Genomic DNA, 19,649 nt, shown 5'->3' with positions numbered 1-19,649 from the left:
CATCCTAAACAATCTGTTAAAATAGTACGAAAAATTTTAGGTTTTTCTTATGAAACATGAAACCTAAACTTAACTCTAATTAACAAATTAACTATCTTTGGTAAAATTCTACGTTATACATGACCAGCAACCTCATTCTCTTTATTGCCATACTTATTTCCGCCGTTATTGGCGCCTATTTAGGCATGTTATTTTCAAAACTAAAAAGTAAAAGTGAAAAAAGCGCCCTCGAAGAACGCCAAAATCAATTAACTTTTAATCTTAACGAGCTAAAGGAAACCGTTTCTAAAATAGAAACTGAGCGCGAAGATATTAGGCGTGAAAAGGATTTTTTAAATACAGAATTAACGCGTAGAAATTCGGAATACGAAAATCTTCAAAAACTAAATCTAAAAAGAGATGAAGAATTAGAAGAACGCCAGAAACAACTACGAACAGATTTTGAGAATTTAGCCAATAAAATCTTAGATGCAAAATCTGAAAAATTCACACTTCAGAATAAAGAAAATATTAAGAATATATTAAGTCCGCTACAAGAGAAAATTCAGCTTTTCGAAAAAAAAGTAGACGATACGCATAAAGAAAATTTTGGTTTACACTCTGCTTTAAAATCGCAATTAGAAGGTTTAAAGGAGCTTAATCAACAAATGACACTGGAAGCTACAAACCTTACCAAAGCCTTAAAAGGCGATAGTAAAATGCAAGGGAATTGGGGAGAATTAGTCTTAGAACGTGTGCTGGAGAAATCTGGTTTAGAGAAAGGTCGGGAATATTTTGTGCAACAAAGTTTTACCAGAGAGGATGGTACACGCGTGTTACCAGATATTGTACTGCACCTTCCAGATAACAAAAAAATGGTAATAGATAGTAAAGTGTCTTTAACCAATTACGAGCGTTATGTTAATGCAGAAGAAAATGAACGTGACCTGTTCTTAAAAGCACATATTAATTCTATTAGAAAGCATGTAGACCAATTAAGCGATAAAAAATACGAAGATTTGTATGATATTGAAAGTCCGGATTTTGTATTATTATTTGTGCCTATAGAACCTGCATTTGCAGTTGCTATTAATGCCGACAATTCTATTTACAATAAAGCTTTCGAAAAAAACATTGTTATTGTAACACCTTCTACCCTCTTGGCTACGCTTAGAACCGTCGATAGCATGTGGAATAACGAAAAGCAACAACAAAACGCCATAGAAATTGCCAAACAAGCTGGCGCATTATACGATAAGTTTGAGGGATTAGTTTCAGATTTAACAGGTGTTGGTAAAAAGATTGATGCTGCCAAAACAGATTATTCTTCTGCAATGAATAAATTGGTTGAGGGTAAAGGTAATCTTATTGGTCGTGTAGAAAAATTGAAGAAAATGGGTGCTAAAGCTAAAAAAGCATTACCAGAATCTATTATAAAGCGAGCCAATGAAGAAGACTAATAGTGACATTTTTTACCGTTGGACTTTAAGATTAAGATACCTATGGGCATTTTTTGCTGGTGCAGTACTTACTTCTGCTGGTTTTAGTGCTATATTAGGTTGCGAAAAAATATCAGAAAGAGAGGAATTAAATACTTTTGTATCTATAAGTACCATAACAATTGGCATTGCCCTTATAATTGTTGGTTTTTACGTTAGGCATGAAGTAGAAAACCACATTTTAAAAAACAAATTATAATAAATTATATCTTATGAAATTCCTTATAAAATCTTTTGTAGTTCTATTAATACTAATTGCTGGCTTTTTTGCTTTCGTTTATTTTGTAACATACAGCGAAGGCGTTCGCGCAGGAGAGTTAGTAAAATTTAGTAATAAGGGTGTATTATTTAAAACCTGGGAAGGTGAAATTAGCCAAGGTGTTAGCGAAGCACAAATTTTTAAATTCTCGGTAGAGGATGGAGAAACTCAGGTAATAGAAGACTTGAATAAATACCAAGGAAAGCAAGTAAAACTTACTTATTTTGAACGTTACAAAACAATTTTCTGGTTGGGTGACACTCATTATTTTGTGACTAACGTTGAATTAAGCACTTCTGAAAATCCATAATTTATGCCTAATTACAAAAAAGTTGATAGCTCTCGCATTACCATTTCGGAATTAATGGTGCCTTCGCACTCTAACTTTAGTGGCAAAATTCACGGTGGCTATATTTTAAGTTTAATGGATCATATTGCATTTGCATGCGCAAGTAAACATTCTAAAACATATTGCGTTACTGCCTCTGTAGATACGGTAGATTTTTTAATGCCTATAGAAGTTGGTGAGCTGGTAACCATGAAAGCGTCTGTTAATTATGTTGGCAGAACATCTATGGTTGTTGGCATACGTGTTGAAGCGGAGAATATTCAAACGGGAAAAAAGAAGCATTGTAACTCTTCTTATTTTACAATGGTAGCCAAAAATGAAAACGAACAATCGGTTGAAGTGCCTGGTTTAATTTTAAACGATAATACTGAAGTTAAACGTTACCTTAAAGCATTAAAACGTATAGAAACAAAAAAAGCGAGACAGGCGGAATTCGACCATCAAAATTTTTCACACCATGATTATCTTGAAGAATTGAAGAACTATAAAGTAAGAATTGAACTACCAGAAAACTATTAATATTCTTTTTTGTAAATTAGTTTCCACGGAATATACTTTTTAACGTTATGAAAAAGAAATTATGGATTGCAATACTGCTTATTGCTACTATTGTTATAGTTGGCTATAACTACATCTATAAAGAGCATAGAAACATAAGCAGCGAAAGGGCCGACCACACCATTTCTTCGACATCTCTTTCTAATGACTTTATTAATGACACAAATAATTCTGAATCCAAATATTTAAATAAAACGATAGAAGTTACAGGTATTATTTCTGAAATAAATGAAAATGACATTACTTTAAACGACATTGTATTTTGCAATTTTGCTTCAGGTGTAAACACAAAATCTCTAAAACTAAAAACACCTGTTACCATAAAAGGACGTTGTATTGGCTACGACGACTTATTAGAACAGGTGAAACTAGATCAATGCACAATAATTAACTAATTACACTAATGAAAAAAATTTTATTCTCCCTTTTAATATTGCCTTTGGCACTCTTTTCTCAAGACGACTTGCTAAATGAAATTGATCAAGCTTCTCCCGAAGATAATTATGCAACTGCAACTTTTAAAGGTTTAAAAATTGTAAATTTTGAATCTACCAAACTCACCGCAAAAAAGGAGTTTACCTTTGTCGTGGCCCATAGATTTGGTAGTATTGAAAATGGATTAGATAGCTTCTTTGGGCTTGACGACGCTGTAACACGACTCAATTTTATTTATGGTTTAACAGATGCTATAAATATAAGTGTGTCTAGGAGTTCTTTTCAAAAAATTTATGAAAGCTCTATTAAATATCGCTTAGTAAAACAAAAAGAAAATGGCTCGCCATTTACAATAGTTGGTTACAATTCGATATTAGTTAATACCGCGTTAGATAAAGCCAATCTCCCTAAATTAGAGTTTAAAAATCGTCTAGGCTATACTGTTCAATTTTTAATGGCACGAAAATTAAGCAAAAAAGTGTCACTTGAACTGGCACCAACTTATTTTCATGACAATTTTGTATTAGATAATAACCAGGACAACTCTCAATTTGCCTTAGGTTTTGGTGGGCGTTATAAATTAGGAAAGCGATGGTCTTTAAATGCAGATTATGGCTGGCATTTAAACCGATCGAGCACTTCTCCTTTTAAAAACCCTTTGTCCATAGGTGTAGATTTAGAAACTGGAGGTCACGTGTTTCAAATGCATTTTACCAATTCGCAAGCCATGAACACCAATGGTTTTTTAGGACAAGCCACTGGAGATTGGGGTGATGGTGACATCTATTTTGGTTTTAATTTAAGTCGTGTATTTTAATATCTACTATCATGAAAATAAATATCCCATACATAAGTTTATTCGTTTTAATAGTCATGTCGTGCTCTAATGTAAGCGAAGAAGATTTATTAGAACCTGTTGTTTTAGAACCTGGAGAAACTGTTAATTATACAGAAGACATAGCACCTATAATGGAAAATAATTGCAATTTTTGCCATAGTAATCCACCAGTAAATGGCGCATCCAGCTCTTTAACATCATATAGTGAAGTTAAGTTATCAGTTGAAAATTTAAATTTAATTGACAGAATTTCCAGACAAGCTGGCGAAAATGGAGCAATGCCTCTTGGTGGTCCAAGATTACCACAAAATTTAATAGACTTAGTTTCCCAATGGGAAGCCGATGGTTTTATAGAGAACTAAACTGGCAAACTATTTGATTAAACTATTATAAATTTATTTTTATGAAACACGTTCTATTAGCATTTGTACTATTAATTACCACATTTAGCATTGCTCAAGGCAAATACATAACCAAAACAGGTACTGTAATTTTTGAAGCTTCTGTTCCTTCGTTTGAAGAAATTAAAGCTAAAAACGATAATACAACTGCTATTTTAAATACCGAAAACGGAGAATTTGCAGCATTGGTATTAGTAAAAGGTTTTAGGTTTAAAAATGCGTTAATGGAAGAACATTTTAATGAAAATTATGCTGAATCTGATGATTTCCCAAAAGCCACTTTTAAAGGAAAAATTAATAATTTCAGTCTAAACACTTTAGAAATTGGAGAAGACATGACGTATAGTGGAAGTTTAACTTTTAGAGGGGAAACTAAACTATTAGAAAATAAACCCATAAGCATTACTATACTTGAAAATAATATGATAGCTCTGTTTGGAGACTTTACCGTAAATGTTATAGATTTTGATATTAAAATCCCATCTGTGGTAAGTAAAAAGCTATCAAAAGAAGTAAAGGTTAATTTTATATTTGATTTAAAAATGAAATAAAAATTAATTTAAATTATATAAAAAGCCTTCAATCCTAATAGAATTGAAGGCTTTTTTATTTTTAAAAAATATAAGTTATAACTTCACAAATCGCTTAGTTAATGTTATGTCTTCATCTGGAGACGTTAAACGCACTAAATACAAACCACTATTCCATTTTGCTATATTTACTTTAGAGGATAAACTGTTTAATTGTTGCGTGTATACTTTTTTACCCAGAACATCAAACACCTCAAGTTTTAAGCCTTCATCTGTAAGTGTTGGAATATTAATATTCATAACATCACTACTTGGGTTAGGGTAGATTGAGAACTTTGCTGGCACATCAAATTCTGGATTACTTAGCGTTTGTACTGTAATTGTTCCGTTCATACTCGCATGAGGCGAACATCTAAAACTTGTAGTACCTACCGTGTTAAATGTATAAGAAAATGTATGAGTTGTAGAATTTATAGTACCACCACTATTAAATGTTTCTGTTCCTCCAGCAATAGATACAACATTATGAGAACCATCGCCATACCAATTCCAAACAACTGTATCACCTGGTGCTATTGTTCTGTCCGTATTAAAATCACCTGTTGCACTTGGATTAGATCCAAAGCCCCATTCTATATTGTGTGTTTGTTGCGCAAATAAGCTTAGGGAAAGGCTTAAGTATACAATAAAGAGTAATTTTTTCTTCATATTAAAGTAGATTTTATTAAAAATACGAAAAAATAAGTATAAACCAGTTGAATTTATTCATTATAACAAAAAAACACAAACTTTGAATAAAAGTTTGTGTTTCAATAAAATATAATAATAAATAGTTTTATTTACTTAAATACATTTTTCGTCTTGAGTATAAATTGTAAAACTCATCGTCTTTTAAATCGTCGATAAATAAGATGCTCTCACCAGTACTCTTCATTTCTGGTCCTAATTTTTTATTTACATTATGGAATTTATTAAATGAGAAAACAGGTTGCTTAATTGCGTAACCATTTAATTTCGGTTTGAAATCGAAATCTGTAACTTTTTTATCGCCTAACATTACCTTGGTAGCATAGTTAACATAAGGTTCTCCATATGCTTTTGCTATAAACGGCACTGTACGCGAAGCTCTTGGATTAGCCTCAATAATATAAACCATATCATCTTTAACAGCAAACTGAATATTTATTAACCCTACAGTATTTAATGCCAGAGCAATCTTTTTGGTGTGGTCTTTAATTTGTTGCATCACTAAGTTACCAAGGTTAAAAGGTGGTAATGTTGCATTACTATCACCAGAGTGAATACCGCAAGGCTCAATATGCTCCATAATACCAATAATGTAAACATTTTCACCATCGCAAATAGCATCAGCTTCAGCTTCTATTGCGCCATCTAAGTAATGGTCTAATAATAATTTGTTGCCTGGGATGCTACGTAATAAATCTACTACATGCTCTTCTAATTCCTTTTTGTTTATAACAATTTTCATGCCTTGGCCACCTAAAACGTAGGATGGACGAACTAGAATGGGGAAATCTAATTTATCGGCTACTTGTAGTGCTTCTTCTGCTGTTTCGGCAACATCAAATTCTGGATAAGGAATGTTATTTTCCTGCAATAACTTTGAAAAGCTTCCTCTGTCTTCGGCTAAATCTAAAGACTTAAAACTTGATCCTAAAATTTTAATACCGTAACGTTCAAGCTTTTCGGCTAACTTTAAAGCGGTTTGTCCGCCAAGTTGCACGATAACGCCTTCTGGCTTTTCGTGTTTAATAATATCGTAAATATGCTCCCAAAATACAGGCTCGAAGTAGAGCTTATCGGCTGTATCGAAATCGGTTGAAACCGTTTCTGGATTACAGTTAATCATTATGGTTTCGTAACCACACTCTGCAGCTGCTAAAACACCATGCACACAGCAATAATCGAACTCAATACCTTGCCCAATTCTGTTTGGTCCAGAACCTAATACAATAACTTTTTTTCTGTCTGTAACTATACTTTCGTTATCTGCATAACGTTTGCCATCGGGCGTTTCAACATCGTTCTCAAAGGTAGAATAATAATAAGGTGTTTTTGCTTCAAACTCTGCGGCACAAGTGTCTACTAATTTATAAACACGATTAATACCTAATTCTTCTCTTTTATTATAGACCTGACTTTCCAAACATCCTAACATGTGAGCTATTTGTCTGTCTCCATAGCCTTTTTGTTTGGCCTCTAATAGCAAATCTTTTTCAATAGTATCAATCTTAAAAGTCGAAATTTCCTTTTCAATAAGGTATAATTCTTCGTATTGCTTTAAAAACCACATATCGATTTTTGTGATTTCGTGAATACGACTTAATGGGATACCCATTTGTATGGCATCGTAAATAACAAACACGCGATCCCAACTTGCATAGGTTAGTTTTTCTATAATTTGCTCGTAATTTTTATAGCCCTTACCATCGGCACCTAAACCGTTTCGCTTAATTTCTAAAGATTGGGTTGCTTTATGGAGTGCTTCTTGAAAACTTCTACCTATACCCATAACCTCTCCTACAGACTTCATCTGTAAGCCCAAGGTTCTGTCTGAGCCTTCAAATTTATCGAAGTTCCAACGTGGAATTTTAACAATTACATAATCTAAGGTTGGCTCGAATAAAGCCGAAGTAGATTTTGTAATTTGATTTTGAAGCTCGTCTAAATGATAACCTAAAGCTAACTTAGCTGCTATTTTTGCAATAGGATAACCAGTGGCTTTACTTGCTAATGCTGATGATCTTGATACACGTGGATTTATTTCAATAGCAATAATATCTTCATTCTCATCTGGACTTACAGCAAATTGCACGTTACATCCTCCAGCAAAATCACCAATGCTACGCATCATATGTATTGCCATATCTCGCATTTTCTGGTAGGTTTTATCACTTAAGGTCATTGCTGGTGCAACAGTGATAGAATCTCCAGTATGAATACCAATTGGATCCATATTTTCTATAGCACAAATAATTACAACATTATCGTTAGAATCTCTAAGTAACTCTAACTCATATTCTTTCCAGCCTATTAAAGCTTTATCAATCATGACTTCGTGAATTGGAGAAGTTTCCAAGCCACGTGTTAATAACTCATCAAAATCTTCTTCCTTATATACAAAAGAGGCGCCAGCACCACCTAAAGTAAACGAGGCTCTAATTATTAACGGAAAACCAAATTCTTGAGCAATTTCTTTACCTTTTAAGTAAGATGTTGCTGTAGCTTGCGGTGCCATTGGAATGCCAATTTTTAGCATGAGCTCCCTAAATTTTTCTCTGTCTTCCGTAATATTAATAGCATCAATATCTACTCCAATAATTTCTACTCCAAAATCTTCCCAAATACCTTTTTCGTCTGCTTCAATACAAAGGTTTAGTGCTGTTTGCCCTCCCATTGTTGGTAACACAGCATCAATTTGCGGATGTTCTTTTAATATTTTAACAAGTGATTTTGTTGTAAGAGGTAACAAGTATACATGATCTGCCATGGAAGGATCTGTCATGATTGTTGCAGGATTAGAATTAATTAATACGGTTTCAATTCCATCTTCTCTTAATGATCTTAACGCTTGAGTTCCAGAGTAATCGAACTCACAGGCCTGACCAATTACAATAGGACCTGAACCAATAATTAGTATTGACTTTAATTTTGAATTTTTCGGCATTTTGTAGTTAAATTATGTGATGCAAAAATAGTTAAACTTAGATACAAAAAAAGGCGTTACACCTAAGTAACGCCTTTAAAATATTAACAATTGTTAATCATTATTTTTTATGTCTTGTTTCTGTAGAAACAGATAATTTCTTTCTTCCTTTTGCTCTTCTACGAGCTAATACCTTTCTACCATTAGCAGAAGCCATTCTTTCTCTAAAACCATGTTTATTTCTTCTCTTTCTTTTTGATGGCTGAAACGTTCTTTTTGGCATTTTCTTATGTTTTTAAATCTGGATTGTAAATCTTTATAATATTGTTTTGAGTCTGCTTCAAAACTGAGCGCAAATATACAACGACTTTTTTATTTCGCAAACCTTATTTAAAAAATATTTTAATCAGATTTATTTTATTACCGAAATCTTAGCATTTCTTACTAAAATAAGGTTAAACCAAAGTATAAAACCAATTTTTAACGATGGATATTTCAGAAAAAATGAGTTTCTTTGTACTTGCAAATAACAAATAAAACGCGAAATATTTTAAGTGAGCGTTAAAAAACGAATAAAATATTCTAAAATGTATAATAAGATATTTAAATTAATTATTGCAGGTTTACTTTTAGCTACTGCTATATGGCAATTTACAGAAGGTGGTATAGGTAATGGTATTATGCTTATTTTTTTAGCACTAATTTTTGTGTTTTTATATTTTAAAAACGAATTTATTTTACTTGCTTTCTTAAGATTAAGAAAACAAGATTTTCCAGGAGCCCAAAAATGGCTAAATAAAATTAAAAATCCTGAAGCGGCATTAGTAACTAAGCAACAAGGGTATTATAACTATTTGCAAGGTATTATGGTGTCTCAAACCGATATGAATTTAGCCGAAAAATACTTTAAAAAAGCCGTGAGTCTTGGTCTAAATTTAGATCAGGATATGGCTATGGCCAAATTAAATTTGGCAGGTATTGCCTTTTCAAAACGCAGAAAACAAGAAGCTACTCTATTAATTAATGAAGCTCAGAAATTGGATAAGCAAGGCATGCTAAAAGAACAAATTAAGGAAATGAAAGCCAATATGAAACGTGCACAAGGCGCACCAAACCAACATTTTGGTCAAGGCGGAAGTATGCGTGCACAGCGTAGAAGGAGCAAATAATTCTACACTATCTTTTTAAGGTAAAATGCCCCTTGTATTTGCGATTGTTAGCTCTTGTTACTTCAAACCAATAATCACTGGTTGGCATATTAAATCCATTATATGTTCCATCCCATCCTCTATCCTGACTTCCGAATTGCGTTATAAATTTTCCATATCTATCGAAGATTACAACTTTTAGTTCTGGTTCTAAATTAGAAAATTTAATTTGCCATACTTCATTTTCATTGTCTCCATTTGGTGTAAAGAAACGAGGATAATTTAATAAAAACACCTCTTCTATAACTGTATCACAACCATTTACATCCTTTATATACACGATATATTCACCAGGCTCAAGATTTGTAAAGGTGTTACTCTCTTGAAAATTGAAGTTATCTATTGAAAATAAATAATCTCCAACTCCAGAAACTAAAACGGTAATGGTGTTTTGAGATGTTGTCCAGTCCAATGTCTCAATGTGCTCTATAATAGCTGGTTCAGAGCTATTAACAATAAACTCTTTTGTACTTTCACAACTAAAATCCTGATATGTGTTTCCTATTACAACAGTGTAAACGCCAGCTTCATCTATAACTATAGACTGTGTTATTTCACCTGTTGACCATAAGTAGGAATCAAATCCTGCATCTGCTGTTAAGGTTAAGGTATCTTCTTTGCATAGATACACTACCTCCTCTTGATTTAATTGTGGTGTTTGTCCCACAGCAATATTAAAAGAAGTTGTTGCGTAACAGACTGTTAAATTTATGTGAGAGACTCTGGCATATATTGTTTGAGGATTAGAAATGTTAGAATATTCGTCTGGTAAAGGATTATTACCCGTATTAGCATCTAATTGAGAAATATGGTAAGTAACATTATAATTATCTGGATTTTGATTACCTAAAATCTGGTCAGTTTGATTAGTTAATGAAAACGCCTGCTGCTCGATAAAATCATTTCTGCACACAAATAAATTTCCGGGCATGTTTGCTCTGGCTAAAGGTAATAGGTTTTCAGTGTTAATTATAGTATTCTCGATACTTCCACATGCATCTTCTATTCTTATTTCATAAGTGCCTGGAGCTAAATTTGCGAAAGTATTACTTGAACCATTATCTAAAACAATTGGAGATATAATACTAAAATTATAGGGTTCAACGCCTATAACATCTATAATAACGTCTGAAGAATTTCCTCCACCTGTACAATCCAAGTTATAGGCTCCTGCAATTATTAAATCTGAAAATATAGTAAAATTCGCAAAAATATCTAAACAATATGCATCTTGATTATTAGAATTAAAAGACTGAAACATTTTTATAATTCTAAAATCGCCAACTAAAAAAATATTTAATAACGTTTGATCATTTTCTAATTCTATGGCTGTTGTTGTATCAGGTATATCTCCATTTGTATACACTACACCAGTATTAGGATGACCCCAAGTATTGGTCGCCGGAAAGAACTTTTGAAACCAATAGGTTTTATTAGTTACGCTTTCATCGACATCATTAATAGTAATATCAAAAGACCCACAATTACGGGTTAATGTGTAGGCATCTGGAGTACTTGAGTAGCTCGTAATCTCTATGGTTATATTGTATTGGAAATTACACTCGTCTGTTGCTTCAATAACATAATTACCAATTGGTAAATTATTAATAAAAAGAGCACCATTAGAATTTATATTGTTATTCGCATTATAAGGTAAGGTTTCTGTAAAAGTTTGTGGAGCAGATATAATATTAACAGAAGTTAAGCTTCCATGATTACTTTCAAGATTAAGAGAGCCTGTAGCAGTTTCGCAATCTGGTCTTACTATTGCCGACAATTCTTGAAATTGGAATTCTGGAACCGAAGCTTCAATTGTATAATTAAAACCACAATTATCTATAATACTTAACATATAAACGCCAGCTGTTATATTTTCTTCGACTGTTAATATGCCATTGTTAATAAAAGCATCTACATTATTTGGCAATGCTACCATATACGTTGAAGGCGCAGAAACAATTGTAGCAGAAACAATTTCTCTATCTGGGAGTACAATTTCTATAAAACCAGATGAAGATGAGCACCCACTGTTACTCGTTAAAATAAGAGGTTCAACCAGATCTTCTACAATTTCTATAATCCCAGTTCCTGTTCTACCGCATGAGTCGGTTAAATACACTTCATAATCACCAAGTGGTAGTGGGTTTTGATCATCACCAAAGCTTATACTTGAGTTACTATAAGGACCTGGATAATTAACATTAAAATTTAATGGAATGAAGTTAATTGGACTGGAAGCAAAACTCAATGTGTATGGCGGTAAAAAATTAGTTACCGTTAAACTAAAATATTGACCACATGAGGCTTCGCTTGAAATTAAAGTAACTATCGGGCTTGGATCTATAGGATGATCAACGTCTATAGAGTTACCACAAGAATCTAAAACTGCTATATTAACTATAAAACTATCTGGTCCGAATAAAGGGATGTTTTGATTAATTTCGAATCCATTTGAAGATCCAGATGCTATATTTTGTGTAAAAATTATATTATTTGATCCGTCTGGAGGTATAACAGTAATGATTACATCGAATGGATAAATTACAGATGTATTTGACAGCGCTAAGACACTGTTTGTAATAATTGCTTCATCACAATTTTGATAAATTTCTGGAAGATTTACACTGGTCATGCTTATATTATTGGTGTCTAACACCATGGTATAACTCTTAGACACCGCATTATCGCAATCGTCAAAAACTCTAATAATATATGTTCCAGATACAAGGTTTTCGAAAATATTTGAGGATTGCGGACTAATTATTTGTGGACCAGATATAATTTCATACAATACAGCGTTACCAGATGTTACATTTACCGTGATTGTACCGTCTGTATCGCATGAACTATCTGTTGTGTGCGAAACATCGAAATCAAGTTGAGAGGTTTCATTATTTATAGTTATGTTTTGCTGTTGCGAGTTGGATTCGTTATTTAAATATTGATTGGCAACAACACTATAATCACCAGATTGCAAATTATTAAAAACATTATTAGATGTTTCTGCAATAGGGTTTATGGTATCTGGTAAAAGAAATAAGGTATAAATAATAGTAGCGTTTGCTGTGGTATTAGACACTGACATTTGCAGAGCTCCATTACCTGAACAAGTTTCACTTGTGGCCATAACCGTTAAGTTGAAATCTGAAAGCTGTGAAAAACAATTGGAATAGGCAACTAAAAAAATGAAAGTAATAATATACTTTGGTGCTTTAACTTTATAGCATAATTTATTCTTAAACATTTTAATTTCAAATATTTAGTATTAAATATATGTAATTATAAGGAGATTGGTTTAAAATTGTATTATTTACTAAAAAACATTTTAACAGCTACTGCAACTAATAACACACTAAAAATTTTCTTAAGTACTGATTCATTAATTGAAATGGCGATTTTAGTCCCAAAATAGCCACCCAATACAAAGCAGGCAGCAATAATTAGAGCATACTTAAAATTAATAGGATTATCGCCTGTGGTGTGATATGTATATGCTGCCAGAAAAGTTACTGGAACCGCCAAAATTGCTAAACTCATGCCTTGTGCCTGATGTTGGTTGTAACCTAAAGCAAATACCATTAATGGCACCATTATTACGCCACCTCCTACTCCAAACATACCACTAAACACACCCGCTAATAATCCTACGATTATTAAAATAAGTAATATTTGTACATCCATTTTTGATTTCATCTTTAATTACCGCAAAAGCGGTTATATTTTTAAAATTTATTTTATAATAAAGGCGCCCAAAGCTTGCAGTACGCTTCTTTAAGCTTATTAAACTTCGATCTTTTCTCCCATATTTCAGGATCCATTTCTTCGGCATTTTTCAAATCTTCTAAATAGATTTTTTTAAGTTCCTTGCTTGTTTCTTTATTATAAATTACAGCATTAATCTCAAAATTAATATTAAAACTTCTATAATCCATATTCGACGTGCCTATAGTAGAAAACACATCGTCTACTACCATTGTTTTGGCATGTATAAAACCTTTGGTGTAACGGTACACTTTAATATCTGCACGAAATAAGCGTTGCAGATAAGAGTTTGTAGCATGCTTGGCTATCCATGAGTCACTTTCATCTGGAATAAGTAAGCGTACATCTATACCACTTCGAGAGGCTATTTGTAAGGCCATTATAAGCTCATCATTAGGAATAAAATATGGAGTTGTTAAATAAATATAATCATCTGCAGAAACGATTGCAGAAAAAATAACATCCATTATGTTAGACCAATCAGTATCTGGACCACTCGCCGCAATTTGTACAGCCACCCTATCTTTACACTCTTTATTAGGGAAATAGTGTTTTGTGACATCATTAATTTCTGAGTCTGAAACGAATTGCCAATTCGTTAGAAATTGTACCTGTAAGGTTACTATAGCCTCACCCTCTATGCGTAAGCTTGTATCTCTCCAATAGTCTTTTTTGTCTGGTTTGTTTACGTAATTATCTGATATATTTATACCTCCAACATAACCAATTGTACCATCAATAATGGCTATTTTTCTATGATTACGATAGTTCATTCTTCCCGTAAACTTAGGAAATAACACTGGCATAAATGAATAAAACTCGACACCACTATCTTTTAGTTTTGTCTTCATTTTTGCAGAAATATCTGCACCCACGTCGTCTACACTTAATCTTACTTCAATACCTTCTTTTGCTTTGTCACATAATATATTTAGCAGCTCGGACCCAATTTCATCGTCCTTTACTATATAATATTCAATATGTATATGGTGAGTGGCTGCTTTTAGATCTTCAAATAAATGTTTAAATTTTACTTCTCCATTTTTAAGAATTTTTACAGAATTGCACAACGTTAATGGCGCTTTATCACTTTTTTGAAGCAATTTTACCAATCTAATTTTATCATTCAAAAAATCGTCTTCTAATTCGTCTAACTCTTGTTTGTTTTGCTCTAAATCATTATTTAATTTTTTAATTATATTTTGATTGAGAATGTGTTTACGATTAAAAATTTTATTTTTTCTGTATTCCTGCCCAAATAAGTAGTAAACCAATAATCCTAAAAAAGGAAAAAACACTAACGCAATTATATATGTTAGTGTTTTTGTTGGGTTTATGTTTCTAAATAGAATGGTTATTACAGCAGATATTGCTAGCAAGTAGTTTATACCTATAATAATTGCAAACCAATTGTTTTTAACAAAATCTATCATTTACGGTGTTGCTGTATAGTAACCTTTTTCAGGAATTTCAATAAAATATTGCTTTCTTGATGAATTATTTAATTTGTTTTCCCTAAGCCATGGATTATGTATTTTTAAAATCTTATAGTTAATACCAAACTCCTTGGCAAATTGAGCAAAATCTGTTACAGCAGTATCTACAGCCACTTTGTAAGTGGGAATATTAGAATACAAATCTTTACTTCTAAAATTGAAGCCGTATTTTTTAGGATGGGATAGAATTTCCTTTAGAGCAATGATTCTAAAAACGTAACGACCAGTTTCTTCACCTAAAAGTAAGTCGTAATAATTTTCCACTTTCTGAGCCTCTAACCGTTTAGATATTCCATAATTACCAGCGTTATATCCTGCTGCTGCGTTGGTCCACGACCCTAAACGCTCTTTTGATTTTTTTAAATAATCGCAGGCCACTTGTGTTGCCATTTCAAGATTGTAACGTTCATCTACATTATCGTTTACTTCTAAGCCATTTTCTTTTCCGGTTGCTTTCATAATTTGCCAAAAGCCACTTGCACCAGCAGGTGATCTTGCATTTGTTAAACCACTTTCTATAACAGCTAAATATTTAAAATCATCTGGAATACCATTTTTTGCTAAAATAGGTTCTATAATTGGAAAATATTTTTGAGCCCGCTTAAACATAAGCAAGCCATTAGATTGCCAATAAGTATTCACCAGCAATTCTTTATCCATACGCTCAAGAATATCTGGATTATTTAACGGTACACGCTCTCCAGCAAATTCTAAATAATCTGGAACCTGCAACGCATACACGTTGTAATCGTTAATCATTTTCTTTTCTAAATTTTCATCTGTAGGTGCATCTTGAAAAGCATTAATAAATAATGCTCCCAAACAAACTAAACCTATTCCTGCCAATACTTTTTGTACTATTTTCATCGTCATATTCGTTTTTTATAAAATTATAAATTATTTACCAATTAACTATTCCTTTTCTTCTAAAATTAATTTGGGCAAATTCTCATTAAACCATTTATATTTATCAATAATCATAATATGCGTCCCGTTTTTAATAGTAATACAATCTCCTAAACAATGGTGAGGAAATACAATGTCTTTTTCACCATGAATATGAATAGCTTCTGGTATAATTTCGGTTTGGTTCCAGTTTATTACTTGCGAAATAGACCAATCTAAATAATACTTATCGTTTACCGAAAGGTACTTTTTATATAAATCTATACGTCGTTTAATAAGATCTCCAAAGGCGAACTTTGCCAATAAATCTATATTACCAGCCAATTGTGTTGGCAGTAATTTGTAAGCCCTTGTGGCTTTTAAGACTTTAAAACGTTTGGGCAGTTCGTGTTTGGTTTTTACACTCGATACCACAAACAGTTTGCGAAGTTTAATATGCTTGCTCATTTCCTGAACCAAAATTCCGCCAAAAGAAACGCCCAACAAGACTACATTATCGTGTTTTATCTTTTTTGTCATTCTAAGCGCATAGTCACTTAATGTTTCATTTTTTAATGGAATCTCCCAATGTAGCTTGTGTGTTTTAAACAGGTTTTCGGGTAGTGAGATATTATCAAAAATAGAAGGATTTGCTGCCATACCTGGCATTAAATAAACATGTATTATCTCTTGATTCATAAGGTTTTAACAGTAATTGGGAACTTATTATCGATAATTTTTAGTACTTTTGCAAAGTGTAAATGATAAAAATAGTTGGCACTATTTTTGAATCCCTAAAAATAAATTAAAATTTTTACTTATGATTGATGCTGCTGAATTAGTTGACAATGAATTTTTACGTCAATTTGAATTAAAAACCCAAGACCATTTTGCAAAAATTGAATATTCGCTACAGGAGCGAAAGATATTTTTAACAAAATTAATTATTCCGGAAGGAATTGAAGACGAGAATTTTACCAGTGATTTTTTAAAATTAGTCTTTGAAAATGTTGAGGAAAGGAATTTAAGTATTGTACCTACAAGTCCTGAAATAGCTAAATTTATTAGACGAAACAGGCAATACAAGAAATTATTACCTGTAGGATTAAGGATATAATTGCAATAAAATCTATAAAAAATAAATATTAGTAAAGCTGAAAATAAACGTTTTCAGCTTTTTTTATGCCATTATATTCTCAAACTCGAACCTAACCAATCCATCCTCATCTATTTTTGTGAGATTTACTTGATGTGTTGTGTTTACAAGTTCCGGATTCCAAGGCGCTTTCACTTTTACATAATTCTCGGTAAAACCATGAATGTAGCCTGCTTTGTTTTCACTTTCAAACAATACTATTCGGGAGCTTCCTATTTGGTTTTCGTAAAATGCACGACGTTTTTTTGCACTTAATCCTCTTAGCATTTTACTGCGTTTGCTTCTTACATTTTTAGGCACCACCTCTTTAAACTTTGCAGCTTCGGTATTATCTCTTTCAGAATAAGTAAATACGTGTAAATAAGCAATATTTAATTCATTTAAAAAATTATATGTCTCTAAAAAATGTGCTTCGGTTTCGCCTGGAAACCCAACAATAACATCTACACCAATACAGGCATGAGGCATGACTTCATTAATTTTAGATACACGATCGACATACAATTCTCTCATGTAACGTCGTTTCATGAGCTTTAAAATATCGTTATGACCACTTTGCAACGGAATATGGAAATGAGGTACAAATGCACGCGATTTACTTACCACATTAATAGTTTCGTTTTTAAGCAAATTAGGTTCGATAGAAGAAATGCGCAAACGTTCTATCCCCTCAACTTTATCTAAAGCTTCAACCAGTTCTAAAAAAGTATGTTCGTGCTTTTTATTACCAAATTCACCTTTTCCATAATCTCCTATATTAACACCTGTTAGTACAATTTCCTTAATGCCTTTAGCCGAAATCTCTTCAGCATTTTTTAATACATTCTCTAACGCATCACTTCTTGAAATACCTCGAGCTAATGGGATTGTACAATAGGTGCATTTGTAGTCGCAACCATCCTGAACTTTTAAAAAGGCACGTGTTCTGTCTCCTATGGAATAACTGCCCACATAGAAATCGGCATCGTTGATATCGCAGGAATAGACTTCTCCAAAATCATTTTTTGTAAGATCGTTAAGGTAATCTGTGATTTTAAACTTCTCGGTTGCTCCTAATACCAAATCTACACCACGAATATCTGCCAATTCTTGAGGCTTTAGCTGTGCATAACAACCCACTGCAGCTACAAAAGCTTCAGGATTTGCTTTCTGTGCTTGCTTCACTATGGTTTTAAAACGTTTATCTGCATTTTCTGTTACAGAACATGTATTAATTACATATATATCTGCAGTTTCATTAAAATCCACACGCTCAAACCCTTCATCTTTAAAACTTCTTGCTATTGTAGAAGTTTCAGAAAAATTAAGTTTACAACCTAAGGTATAAAATGCTACTTTCTTTTTGGTATTAACTGTCAAAATTTTAAGTCTATTCCTTATTAGAATTCTTATATTTACTTCCTACTTTATCTAAAGCATGCAAATTTAAGTAATTGTTTGCAAGTAAGCTTATAAGTGATTTATAAATATGACAAAATTTGAAGAACGAATTGAAGACGTCGCTCAGTTTTTAAAGAACAACGATGTGGTTTTAGGCTACAGAAAATTAATGGATTGTGCTACCGATACTCAAAATCTTGACATTTACAGAGCTATCATTGCTTTAACAGATTGGAAAGAAAATAACCCAGATGAGGAGGAAAAATTAATTGAAAAATCGTTATCAATATTAGAAGAAATAGCAAAAGAAACTGTTATCCCTTACGATGTTTCTAATCCTATAATTAGCGCCAAAAACATAAAAAAAAGTTATGGTTTTAACAGGTTTGAATTAGGCCCTATCTCTTTACAAATAAACAAAGGCAACGTTTACGGCTTGGTTGGTGAAAATGGAAACGGAAAAACCACACTGCTTCGCGTATTAGCCAACGAGCTCAAAGCCACCGAAGGTGTTATTAATTACAATTTTGACAATGAGATAGAAAGTGCGTTCGAGTTGCGCTCCAACTTGGTTTACATTCCTCAACGCACCCAAAAGTGGTATGGTAGTTTAAAAGATAATTTAAAGTTTGTATTGTCAAGTTATAATATACCTGCAAATGAAAATGAAACCAGAGTACTAATGATGATTGCCAGATTAGGACTCTGGAATTACAAACATTTAAAATGGAGCGAATTGTCTTCGGGCTACAAAATGCGTTTTGAACTTGCCCGAACCTTACTAAGACAACCAGAGGTTTTACTTTTGGATGAACCATTAGCAAATTTAGATGTCCTGGCGCAACAAGTTATATTAGAAGATTTAAAATCTATATGTAATTCTGTTAACAATCCCATTGCATTAATTTTAAGCTCGCAACAGTTATATGAGGTTGAAAAAGTATCGGACAAAGTTATTTATTTAAAAGACGGAAAATATACAGAAAACATAAGTAGCACTAAAGCACAAGAAACGACAGGACTTATTGTTGAATTGGATTGTGATGCCTCCCGAGAGACTTTGTCGTCCATTTTTAAATCACTTCAACTAAACAAACTGGTTTTTAATGGTGGTATTTATATTGCATATTTCTCGCCAGAAACATCTTTTGCTTCTGTACTAGAAGCCTTAGGCAAAAATAAAATTGATGTTACATACACAAGAAATATCTCTGACTCAACACGTCGATTTTTTGTCTCTTAAAACC

At 32.5% G+C, this 19,649-nt stretch carries 20 protein-coding genes; 11 read left to right on the top strand and 9 right to left on the bottom strand.

The genetic code is table 11. The features are described 5' to 3' along the window. The first annotated feature begins 119 nt into the window (after positions 1-119). From rmuC to ACVC43_RS04635, 8 genes are read left to right on the top strand one after another with little or no spacing between them, the layout of a single operon-like run. Positions 120-1,439 (top strand): DNA recombination protein RmuC, encoded by a 1,320-nt coding sequence (gene rmuC / locus ACVC43_RS04670; RefSeq protein ID WP_452223411.1) that lies wholly within the window; start codon positions 120-122, stop codon positions 1,437-1,439. After that, positions 1,426-1,677, top strand: a complete 252-nt coding sequence (locus ACVC43_RS04665; protein ID WP_452223410.1) for a hypothetical protein — start codon at positions 1,426-1,428, stop codon at positions 1,675-1,677. Before rmuC ends, ACVC43_RS04665 begins: the two co-directional genes overlap by 14 nt. Before the next feature lie 13 nt (positions 1,678-1,690). Further along, positions 1,691-2,047 (top strand): 6-phosphogluconate dehydrogenase, encoded by a 357-nt coding sequence (locus ACVC43_RS04660; RefSeq protein WP_452223409.1) that lies wholly within the window; start codon positions 1,691-1,693, stop codon positions 2,045-2,047. 3 nt (positions 2,048-2,050) lie between these two features. After that, complete coding sequence (locus ACVC43_RS04655; protein WP_452223408.1) at positions 2,051-2,605, top strand: acyl-CoA thioesterase; 555 nt, start codon at positions 2,051-2,053, stop codon at positions 2,603-2,605. Between the two features lie 47 nt (positions 2,606-2,652). Continuing rightward, complete coding sequence (locus tag ACVC43_RS04650; protein WP_452223407.1) at positions 2,653-3,039, top strand: OB-fold protein; 387 nt, start codon at positions 2,653-2,655, stop codon at positions 3,037-3,039. Between the two features lie 8 nt (positions 3,040-3,047). After that, entirely contained in the window at positions 3,048-3,896 is an 849-nt protein-coding gene (locus ACVC43_RS04645) for a DUF5777 family beta-barrel protein (RefSeq protein WP_452223406.1), read from the top strand. 11 nt (positions 3,897-3,907) lie between these two features. Beyond that, positions 3,908-4,279: a hypothetical protein gene (locus ACVC43_RS04640; protein ID WP_452223405.1), complete on the top strand. Its 372-nt coding sequence runs from the start codon at positions 3,908-3,910 to the stop codon at positions 4,277-4,279. Between the two features lie 41 nt (positions 4,280-4,320). Further along, positions 4,321-4,869, top strand: a complete 549-nt coding sequence (locus ACVC43_RS04635; protein ID WP_452223404.1) for a YceI family protein — start codon at positions 4,321-4,323, stop codon at positions 4,867-4,869. A gap of 75 nt (positions 4,870-4,944) precedes the next feature. Here ACVC43_RS04635 and ACVC43_RS04630 read toward each other — a convergent pair whose 3' ends face one another. From ACVC43_RS04630 to rpmH, 3 genes are all read right to left on the bottom strand, one after another. Then, positions 4,945-5,556, bottom strand: a complete 612-nt coding sequence (locus ACVC43_RS04630) for a T9SS type A sorting domain-containing protein (protein WP_452223403.1) — start codon at positions 5,554-5,556, stop codon at positions 4,945-4,947. A gap of 127 nt (positions 5,557-5,683) precedes the next feature. Beyond that, positions 5,684-8,536, bottom strand: coding sequence for a carbamoyl-phosphate synthase large subunit (carB, locus tag ACVC43_RS04625; RefSeq protein WP_452223402.1), 2,853 nt, complete (start codon positions 8,534-8,536; stop codon positions 5,684-5,686). 100 nt (positions 8,537-8,636) lie between these two features. Next, positions 8,637-8,798: a 50S ribosomal protein L34 gene (gene rpmH, locus ACVC43_RS04620; RefSeq protein ID WP_034059443.1), complete on the bottom strand. Its 162-nt coding sequence runs from the start codon at positions 8,796-8,798 to the stop codon at positions 8,637-8,639. A 304-nt stretch (positions 8,799-9,102) separates the two neighbouring features. Between rpmH and ACVC43_RS04615 the strand changes: the two genes are divergently transcribed. Beyond that, entirely contained in the window at positions 9,103-9,684 is a 582-nt protein-coding gene (locus tag ACVC43_RS04615; RefSeq protein WP_452223401.1) for a DUF2892 domain-containing protein, read from the top strand. 7 nt (positions 9,685-9,691) lie between these two features. Here the strand turns inward: ACVC43_RS04615 and ACVC43_RS04610 are convergent, their stop codons facing one another. The 5 genes from ACVC43_RS04610 to ACVC43_RS04590 all read right to left on the bottom strand — a co-directional run bounded on the left by ACVC43_RS04610 (position 9,692) and on the right by ACVC43_RS04590 (position 16,565). Then, a complete protein-coding gene (locus tag ACVC43_RS04610) occupies positions 9,692-12,850 on the bottom strand; it encodes a T9SS type B sorting domain-containing protein (RefSeq protein ID WP_452223400.1) in 3,159 nt (1,052 codons plus the stop codon). A 179-nt stretch (positions 12,851-13,029) separates the two neighbouring features. Then, positions 13,030-13,416: a sulfite exporter TauE/SafE family protein gene (locus ACVC43_RS04605; RefSeq protein WP_452223399.1), complete on the bottom strand. Its 387-nt coding sequence runs from the start codon at positions 13,414-13,416 to the stop codon at positions 13,030-13,032. A 41-nt stretch (positions 13,417-13,457) separates the two neighbouring features. Then, on the bottom strand, positions 13,458-14,918 hold the full coding sequence (cls, locus tag ACVC43_RS04600) for a cardiolipin synthase (RefSeq protein WP_452223398.1): 1,461 nt from the start codon (positions 14,916-14,918) through the stop codon (positions 13,458-13,460). Continuing rightward, on the bottom strand, positions 14,919-15,848 hold the full coding sequence (locus tag ACVC43_RS04595; protein ID WP_452223397.1) for a lytic transglycosylase domain-containing protein: 930 nt from the start codon (positions 15,846-15,848) through the stop codon (positions 14,919-14,921). A gap of 45 nt (positions 15,849-15,893) precedes the next feature. Then, positions 15,894-16,565 carry an alpha/beta hydrolase gene (locus ACVC43_RS04590; RefSeq protein WP_452223396.1) on the bottom strand — a complete coding sequence of 224 codons (672 nt, stop codon included), beginning with the start codon at positions 16,563-16,565 and terminating at the stop codon, positions 15,894-15,896. A gap of 121 nt (positions 16,566-16,686) precedes the next feature. Between ACVC43_RS04590 and ACVC43_RS04585 the strand changes: the two genes are divergently transcribed. Next, complete coding sequence (locus ACVC43_RS04585) at positions 16,687-16,983, top strand: N-acetyltransferase (protein WP_452223395.1); 297 nt, start codon at positions 16,687-16,689, stop codon at positions 16,981-16,983. A gap of 63 nt (positions 16,984-17,046) precedes the next feature. Here the strand turns inward: ACVC43_RS04585 and mtaB are convergent, their stop codons facing one another. After that, a complete protein-coding gene (gene mtaB, locus ACVC43_RS04580; protein WP_452223394.1) occupies positions 17,047-18,381 on the bottom strand; it encodes a tRNA (N(6)-L-threonylcarbamoyladenosine(37)-C(2))-methylthiotransferase MtaB in 1,335 nt (444 codons plus the stop codon). Between the two features lie 109 nt (positions 18,382-18,490). Here mtaB and ACVC43_RS04575 point away from each other — a divergent pair, with 109 nt between their 5' ends. Next, positions 18,491-19,645 (top strand): ABC transporter ATP-binding protein, encoded by a 1,155-nt coding sequence (locus tag ACVC43_RS04575; protein ID WP_452223393.1) that lies wholly within the window; start codon positions 18,491-18,493, stop codon positions 19,643-19,645. The last annotated feature ends 4 nt before the right edge of the window (positions 19,646-19,649 follow it).

This window comes from Lacinutrix chionoecetis (assembly GCF_053604665.1).
The sequence above is the reverse complement of the archived record's forward strand: the minus strand, read 5'-3'. Positions and strand labels throughout refer to the sequence as shown.

Bases quoted from the DNA above. Each gene is read 5' to 3' on its own strand.
- rmuC (WP_452223411.1), top strand. From the start codon at position 120: ATGACCAGCAACCTCATTCTCTTTATTGCCATACTTATTTCCGCCGTT.
- ACVC43_RS04665 (WP_452223410.1), top strand. From the start codon at position 1,426: ATGAAGAAGACTAATAGTGACATTTTTTACCGTTGGACTTTAAGATTA.
- ACVC43_RS04660 (WP_452223409.1), top strand. From the start codon at position 1,691: ATGAAATTCCTTATAAAATCTTTTGTAGTTCTATTAATACTAATTGCT.
- ACVC43_RS04655 (WP_452223408.1), top strand. From the start codon at position 2,051: ATGCCTAATTACAAAAAAGTTGATAGCTCTCGCATTACCATTTCGGAA.
- ACVC43_RS04650 (WP_452223407.1), top strand. From the start codon at position 2,653: ATGAAAAAGAAATTATGGATTGCAATACTGCTTATTGCTACTATTGTT.
- ACVC43_RS04645 (WP_452223406.1), top strand. From the start codon at position 3,048: ATGAAAAAAATTTTATTCTCCCTTTTAATATTGCCTTTGGCACTCTTT.
- ACVC43_RS04640 (WP_452223405.1), top strand. From the start codon at position 3,908: ATGAAAATAAATATCCCATACATAAGTTTATTCGTTTTAATAGTCATG.
- ACVC43_RS04635 (WP_452223404.1), top strand. From the start codon at position 4,321: ATGAAACACGTTCTATTAGCATTTGTACTATTAATTACCACATTTAGC.
- ACVC43_RS04630 (WP_452223403.1), bottom strand. From the start codon at position 5,556: ATGAAGAAAAAATTACTCTTTATTGTATACTTAAGCCTTTCCCTAAGC.
- carB (WP_452223402.1), bottom strand. From the start codon at position 8,536: ATGCCGAAAAATTCAAAATTAAAGTCAATACTAATTATTGGTTCAGGT.
- rpmH (WP_034059443.1), bottom strand. From the start codon at position 8,798: ATGCCAAAAAGAACGTTTCAGCCATCAAAAAGAAAGAGAAGAAATAAA.
- ACVC43_RS04615 (WP_452223401.1), top strand. From the start codon at position 9,103: ATGTATAATAAGATATTTAAATTAATTATTGCAGGTTTACTTTTAGCT.
- ACVC43_RS04610 (WP_452223400.1), bottom strand. From the start codon at position 12,850: ATGGCCACAAGTGAAACTTGTTCAGGTAATGGAGCTCTGCAAATGTCA.
- ACVC43_RS04605 (WP_452223399.1), bottom strand. From the start codon at position 13,416: ATGAAATCAAAAATGGATGTACAAATATTACTTATTTTAATAATCGTA.
- cls (WP_452223398.1), bottom strand. From the start codon at position 14,918: ATGATAGATTTTGTTAAAAACAATTGGTTTGCAATTATTATAGGTATA.
- ACVC43_RS04595 (WP_452223397.1), bottom strand. From the start codon at position 15,848: ATGAAAATAGTACAAAAAGTATTGGCAGGAATAGGTTTAGTTTGTTTG.
- ACVC43_RS04590 (WP_452223396.1), bottom strand. From the start codon at position 16,565: ATGAATCAAGAGATAATACATGTTTATTTAATGCCAGGTATGGCAGCA.
- ACVC43_RS04585 (WP_452223395.1), top strand. From the start codon at position 16,687: ATGATTGATGCTGCTGAATTAGTTGACAATGAATTTTTACGTCAATTT.
- ACVC43_RS04575 (WP_452223393.1), top strand. From the start codon at position 18,491: ATGACAAAATTTGAAGAACGAATTGAAGACGTCGCTCAGTTTTTAAAG.